The organism is Mycobacterium sp. IS-1496, assembly GCF_001499995.1.
In the GTDB taxonomy this organism is placed as follows: Bacteria; Actinomycetota; Actinomycetes; order Mycobacteriales; family Mycobacteriaceae; genus Mycobacterium.
The window spans coordinates 22222-28221 of sequence record NZ_LQIU01000041.1 but is presented as its reverse complement, the minus strand read 5'-3'; the positions used below and the strand labels follow the sequence as shown (position 1 = coordinate 28221).

6 protein-coding genes are annotated in these 6000 nt (G+C 62.0%); all 6 read right to left on the bottom strand.

Going from position 1 to position 6000, the window contains the following annotated elements; genetic code table 11:
* Nucleotides 1–936: 936 nt before the first annotated feature.
* The gene (locus tag AU195_RS19335) at nucleotides 937–1347 is read right to left on the bottom strand and encodes a hypothetical protein (RefSeq protein WP_059160674.1); all 411 of its coding nucleotides are present in this window, start codon (nucleotides 1345–1347) and stop codon (nucleotides 937–939) included.
* A gap of 133 nt (nucleotides 1348–1480) precedes the next feature.
* A complete protein-coding gene (locus AU195_RS19330) occupies nucleotides 1481–1867 on the bottom strand; it encodes a hypothetical protein (protein WP_059160673.1) in 387 nt (128 codons plus the stop codon).
* 342 nt (nucleotides 1868–2209) lie between these two features.
* Entirely contained in the window at nucleotides 2210–2923 is a 714-nt protein-coding gene (locus tag AU195_RS19325) for a hypothetical protein (protein WP_157531192.1), read from the bottom strand.
* Nucleotides 2924–3420: 497 nt separating this feature from the next.
* Nucleotides 3421–4104, bottom strand: a complete 684-nt coding sequence (locus AU195_RS19320) for a hypothetical protein (RefSeq protein WP_059160671.1) — start codon at nucleotides 4102–4104, stop codon at nucleotides 3421–3423.
* Nucleotides 4105–4369: 265 nt separating this feature from the next.
* Complete coding sequence (locus tag AU195_RS25790; protein WP_157531191.1) at nucleotides 4370–4585, bottom strand: hypothetical protein; 216 nt, start codon at nucleotides 4583–4585, stop codon at nucleotides 4370–4372.
* Between the two features lie 258 nt (nucleotides 4586–4843).
* Nucleotides 4844–5977 (bottom strand): tyrosine-type recombinase/integrase, encoded by a 1134-nt coding sequence (locus tag AU195_RS19310; RefSeq protein ID WP_059160670.1) that lies wholly within the window; start codon nucleotides 5975–5977, stop codon nucleotides 4844–4846.
* Between the last annotated feature and the right edge of the window lie 23 nt (nucleotides 5978–6000).

Below are 6000 nucleotides of genomic sequence, written 5' to 3'. Positions count from 1 at the left end.
ACACGGCACAATAACCACGACCACGTGGCCTACTTTTCAACCGTCGCTTCTGGCCTAGTTTTCGACCGTCGTCAACAACGACGCGAGAGATTCGCGCAGCGCTTGCGCCGGGAAGTGCAAATTAACATGTCGTCCTCGGGGGACGCCGAAGAGCTTCGGAGGTACCAGCCCCTGATATTTGAACCTCTCGATCAACTTGACTAGCTTGGCTCTTCGGATCACCAATCGTCATCGTCCTCCTTCCCAACTTCACCACCAGCCAGTAACACCCTCGTTTGGCACCTCCGCGCTATGTCGTAGCAGTCGACACTCGGCGCTGAGTGCCAGGGAGAGAGTTGAGGCCCCGACCACGTATGGGTGGTCGGGGCCTCGGGGATCCATATCTAAGCGGAACCCCGCCGGCGGAATGGATATCTTCTGCCGGACGCACGAATCAGGCATGCCGCTGCGCGTGGACGATCCTTAAAGATCCGGACAACCCACACACAGAACAAGACCCATGTGACGCGTTCCAAAAATATGAACACGACGGGCAGCAGAAACAGCTGAGCGGTTGACATGGCAGACACCTCAAGGCTGGTGCGCTCCCATGTGCCTCGACTACCACGGGCCCAGCCTGGTACGAGGAACAATTGTCTGCCGGGGACGGAAGAAAGGGCGGACAGGAATAGCCAACCGGTCGAGGCAGCTACTTGTTAGGTTTGGTACTTCTTCGCCAGAGACTCTCGGCTGTCGGCCACACCACCGACATTGCTCCCAGCAATTTCATCCTAACGACTCGAAGCCATACCCGTCTAGGGCAGCCTGTGTCTCGGGCCGTTATCGCGTTGAGGGTGCACCGCGGGCATCGGGGCGTGCTCCTCCCGGCGAGCCGCTCGGCCGAGCACCGTGGCGTTCACATCGGCGGCAAGACGCGCACACGCGGCGCCAAAACTGCTACGCCTCGACCAACCCGGCGCTTGCCGACGGTGGCTCAGCTACCACAATCTCCATCCCAGGTGGCGGAACTCCCGGCACAATGACGATCCCATCAAGGCTGTCACAACACATGCATGGCGGGCCCGGAGCATGATCCCCGGGCGTCACGTCCACGAGCGGACCTCCCGACGCGTCCGGGAGACGAAGAAGACGGAAGATCGGAGACCCGTCCGAGTAGTTGAACTGCCAGACGTCGAAATCCAGGTCGATTATCTCTCCGAGCTCTTCGACGATTCCAGACCACCTCGTATGGCTGTTCTCGCGCAATTCCTTCACCAGCGTATTGCTCATAACCACGGCATGACCCCAGAGAAACTTCCTCCGATCCTCGTCATTCATGGCTTCGTCATTCACGTAGTTCGAGATCACTTTGGGTTACTCCTCGTTCGACAAACAATCGGATGTAGCGCAGTCGTCCGCGTGCTCGCCGCACCCCGCCCCGCGCTCTGCTAAACGCCCGTCTGAGCGCCAGCCGTGAGCATGTCGTTCGGTGCGCCGGCTTTCACGAGCCTGCCGTCCACTCCTCGGCGCTAGTCCCGCTCTCAGGGTCCGCCCGTTCCGACGACCGGCCGTCGACAACAACGTCATGGACGTCAGCATCCACGCAGTCTTCGACCCCGGGCGACTTCGCCCCGTAGCGGGTCGAGATGCTCTTAGCAGCATCCAAGTCCACGTCAAGCCCAACGAATTCACCATCGGGCCTCAGTTCGTCGACCGTTGACGCCGATGTAGGGCCACCGCCCTGACTCAAGAGGACGACGACGCGTTCCTCTTCTTCAGCCGTCAAGACGAACAATCCTGGGGATGCCGGCCGGGACCTCAGCACCGTCCGCAGCCTCGTCGATACGTGCTCGTTGCTGTTGTAGTTGTAGTTGTAGTTGGACTGCATCGCTGCGGGCGCAGAATCCTGGTGCACTGTTTCATTCGGCTGAAAGATGGCAGCAGCTCCTTCGGCATCTGCGTACGACGACCTGCCGCACGATTAGGTGTGTCTCAGGGACTGTCGAGCTCTTCCTTCTCGCGAATCCGGTCGGTACAGCGCGGGAACGGTGTACCGATCTACACTCTACCGTGCCCAAGAAGCAATGACAATTGTTGTCTAACAACATAATTCGCTACACCTGTACTATAACTGCGCCATAGGCCTCGCACGCATCCCGGTCATTCCGACAATCCGACGATTCCAGGATTCCGCGAAGCCAGACTCTGCAGAGTCCACCCAGAAGGGGAGTCAGAAGTCATCTTCATCATCCTCGAAGTCAACACCACCGAGAGGATCGAAGACCGGGACGTCTAGTTCGGCGGAATCGCGACTATCGCTCAGAGGTGCATCCGGACTCTCGAGCCTCTCCAGGATCTCCCCCCACATCCTCTCCGGTACAACGGTTCTGACCGCCTCGATCACTCGGTTCATCTTGACCCAGATGTCGGTGATATCACCCTGGCTCGACCGCGCGTCCACCAATGCCTGCAGACGGTTGGCGGCCGTCATCGCCGTGTTGATGTCGACGACCGTCTCGGTTTCCATCAGCGCCTGGTAGCCCTTCACCATCACGGACTCGTAGAGAGCCATCGGTGTGATCGCCACACCAAGGCCCTCGACGAAGTCGACGGCGTTCTCCTGCGCCCGGCGTTCGAGGATCTCACGGTAGGTCGCCTTCGCCACGTGCTGTACGGGGAAATGCCGGGCAGTGTGGTTTCGCACTGAGTCGATGGTGACCCGGTCGCACTGCGACAACGCGGCGTTCTCCTCCGCGAGCGCCCGCACGATCGACGCGTAACTGTTCCCGCCGGATAACATGCCGTTCACCTTGACCCGCACAGTGTCATTCCGGCACACGCGACAGCGCGGCTCCAGCTTGAACTCGGTGGGCACCATTGCCATGCCATGCGGGCTGAGCTGATGAACGTTCGGGTCAGAAGCCGGCTGCGGTGACATGGTCATCCTCTCGGGAACAGCTACGACCTTGCCGAATTAGCGGTCCTCGGCGTGGTACCTGGGCGGTATTTGCCGGCACTTGGTTTCTGCCGGTACGGAAGTCAGCACTAAGCGCTGGGCTGAGCAATCCGCCAGCGCCATCTGTCGGCATCTACCGCCAAGTCTGAGACTTCCGACCCGGTCTCGATACGCTCTCCAACCCGAACCGTCGAGCGCAGTGTGCCGTTGCAGCTTCTAGACCGACGCTATGGCATCGCCCATCCGGAGTCCATGGCCGTCGGCGTGTCTAACATGGACCCGGGCGGCAATCATCTCGGGCCTCCGCGATCGGAACTCTGATGAACGGTCCTGTGCGCCTTCTCGTCCTTCGTCGCGCCGAACGACCCTGGGACATAGACACTCCCGAGGATTTACCTATGTCCCAACCATGGGCGATAGGGGACTCGTAGTAGATGGACCTTCGGCGACGAGTCCCAGGGCTGCTGTTCGCCCGGGACAGGGCACTACTGCTGACCGACGGCAGAAATCACGGTCTCCGGGTCCGGCAAGCAGTAGATCGCAGCACGACGGGTAGCCTCCCGGGGCCCTCCTCGGCCAGGGGAATGCTGTACCAACAGGCCACGAGTGCTCAGGCCTTTGAGTGTGCGCAGGGCACCCATGCGGGACAACCCCGTATGGCCAGCGACCGCCCGAGCAGGACACGTAACCCGGCTCATCTGGCGCCGTTCAGTTTCAGCGACGACGTAGTGCATCACCTTAAACTCGGCATCGGTGAGGTGATCGACTCGGTTCGACAGTCTGTCATGCCACTCAAAGGCTTTCTCAACGGCCGCTGCACGGAGATCCTCGGGCGTCACCAATTCGGTCCCGTTCAGGTTGTCAGTCGCTTGAAGCCACGCCCGGTGCAGCGACTGGTTCGCGTGCCGATCACTGCGGGTGAAGGATGTGTGCTGCAGCCACAGAACGTGATGCTTGAACGCACGGCCACCTACCACACCGGAACGCCTCTCGCACCGGGTCACCTCGGAGATGAACTCCACTTCAGACCATCCTCGCCGTTGCGCACTCATCGCAATGCTGACGAACGCATTCCAGACAGTCTTCGCGCTCACCTGCGAGGGCACGCCGAAGGTCAGATTGTCGATGGCCCAAGTGGGCAACGCTCGATGCACGGCGCCCTCGGTCATCTCCGCGTCCGGCGCCCATCGGGAGTGCTGTGTCCCTGCAGGTGCAATCGGCTGCGCGCCGTCAGGCCTACGGCCGACTCGGCGGCGGCAGGCACCGGCCGGTGAGCGTTCCGACAAACCTCGAGAGAGTCAGCGATGTCCTGGGCAGTCATCCTCCAAGCCCGGCCGATCTTGCGGCCCGGGAACCGCCCCGCACGCAGTTGCTCAACAAGCCAGCGCTCAGACGGAGCACCGATCTGCTCGACCGCCTCGGCCATGGAGTAGGTCACGCCGCACCGTCGATGTCGTCGACCAGGCGGAAAATGCGGCTCCAAAGCTCAGCCGACAGAGGTGAGACCTTGCCGAGCTGCCGAGCGATGACAGCGAGCACGGACTCCTCGCTCATGAGGCGACGAGCCGAAATCAGCTCGGGATCTCCGGGTTTGCGGTAGCGGGTGAGCACCGCCAGACGGGCACGCGCGGCATTGAAGGATTCGGACACGGAGAAGCTCCTCGGAGCAGCCTCTTCCCTCTGCCCCAACTCGAGCCACCGGTGTCTCGTGCGCCATCTGCGGCGCCGGCGGTACCGCTCCCTCGGTGCAGCGCACCTTCTTCGGCTTTGACTCCACCCTACCGTCAAACGCTAAGCCGGTCAAGAAGAAGTCGACCAAATAGTATGCAGTACAACGCTTTTCGCTATAGCTGTCCTATAACTCTTCTATAAGAGCGGATTTCGCGAAGGCTGAGGAGCAACGTAGGCCTACGGCCGCTCGGAGTCTTCTGCGAGCATCACGGCGACGGCGTCCGCGGCCTTCTCCGCGCTGCGCCGGTCGAGGTGGGTATACAGACTGATCGTGGTGTTGATGCTCTCGTGCCCGAGATGAGCCTGCACCACCGGCAGCGGCACCCCCGCCATCACCATCCAGCTGGCGCAGGTGTGCCTCAGATCGTGAATCCTCGGCCTCCTCGACAGGGCAGCGGGAGCAGCTGGTTGGCCGTCGTCATCGACTGGCGGCCACACTCGATCCAGCGCGGGTCGCCACACCCGGTCGTGGAAGCCGTTGTGCCGAACAGGTCGGCCGGCTCGATTCTGGAATAGCCACTCCCCCGAGTAGTCGAGCTCGTCGAGAACGCCGCGGGGAACGTTGATCGTGCGGCGGGATCGCGTGGTCTTCGGCGGACCCAACTCGTAGCCGCCGCGGTCGTAGGTCCGCTTCCATGCGCGGCTGATCCGCACCGTGCCCTGCCCCCGGTCGATATCGGACGGACGGAGTGCGGTCGCCTCGCCCCACCGACATCCGCTGGCAACGAGGAACTGAACCAGCGGTCTCCACGGCGGCGTAACGGCGTGGTGCAGGGCCCTGAACTCATCAGGGGACAGACACACCATGTCCCTGCACTCAGACGTCGGGAGGCGCTGCCCGGCGGCAGGGTTGCCGGCGATATGCCCGGCTCGAACTGCGGCGTTGAGCGCTGACGACAGGAAACCGTGCTTGTTGGCGACAGTCTTCCCTGCGGCGCCCTTGTCGACCAGGGCCTGCATCCACTCGGCGATGTCATCCCGCGACAGGGCTGACAAGGGGAGATCGCCGAGCACCGGGCCGATGTCCCTGGCGGCGTACGTCCGGTAGTCGTAGAGAGTGGACTTGCGCAGGCCTGTCAGGTGTGAGATGTAGTGGTCGAGCCAGGTACCGACCGTCCACGCTGCCGAACTCGGATCACCGGCTATGACCTGCAGAGCCCGCGCGGCCCCGAACCGACCGACGAGGTCCTTGAACTTCGTCGCCGACAACAAGTCCTCGAAGGATGTCGAGGTCTGTTTCCCGTCGAGCCGGTACAACACCTGGATGTACTCGGTCCCGTCTTTGCGGGTCATCTTGCGGAGCGACGCCACGCATTCAGATTACGTCGGATGTT

Excerpts from the sequence above, each read along its gene's own strand:
- AU195_RS19330 (WP_059160673.1), bottom strand. The coding sequence starts at position 1,867 with ATGCAGTCCAACTACAACTACAACTACAACAGCAACGAGCACGTATCG.
- AU195_RS19325 (WP_157531192.1), bottom strand. The coding sequence starts at position 2,923 with ATGACCATGTCACCGCAGCCGGCTTCTGACCCGAACGTTCATCAGCTC.
- AU195_RS19320 (WP_059160671.1), bottom strand. The coding sequence starts at position 4,104 with ATGACCGAGGGCGCCGTGCATCGAGCGTTGCCCACTTGGGCCATCGAC.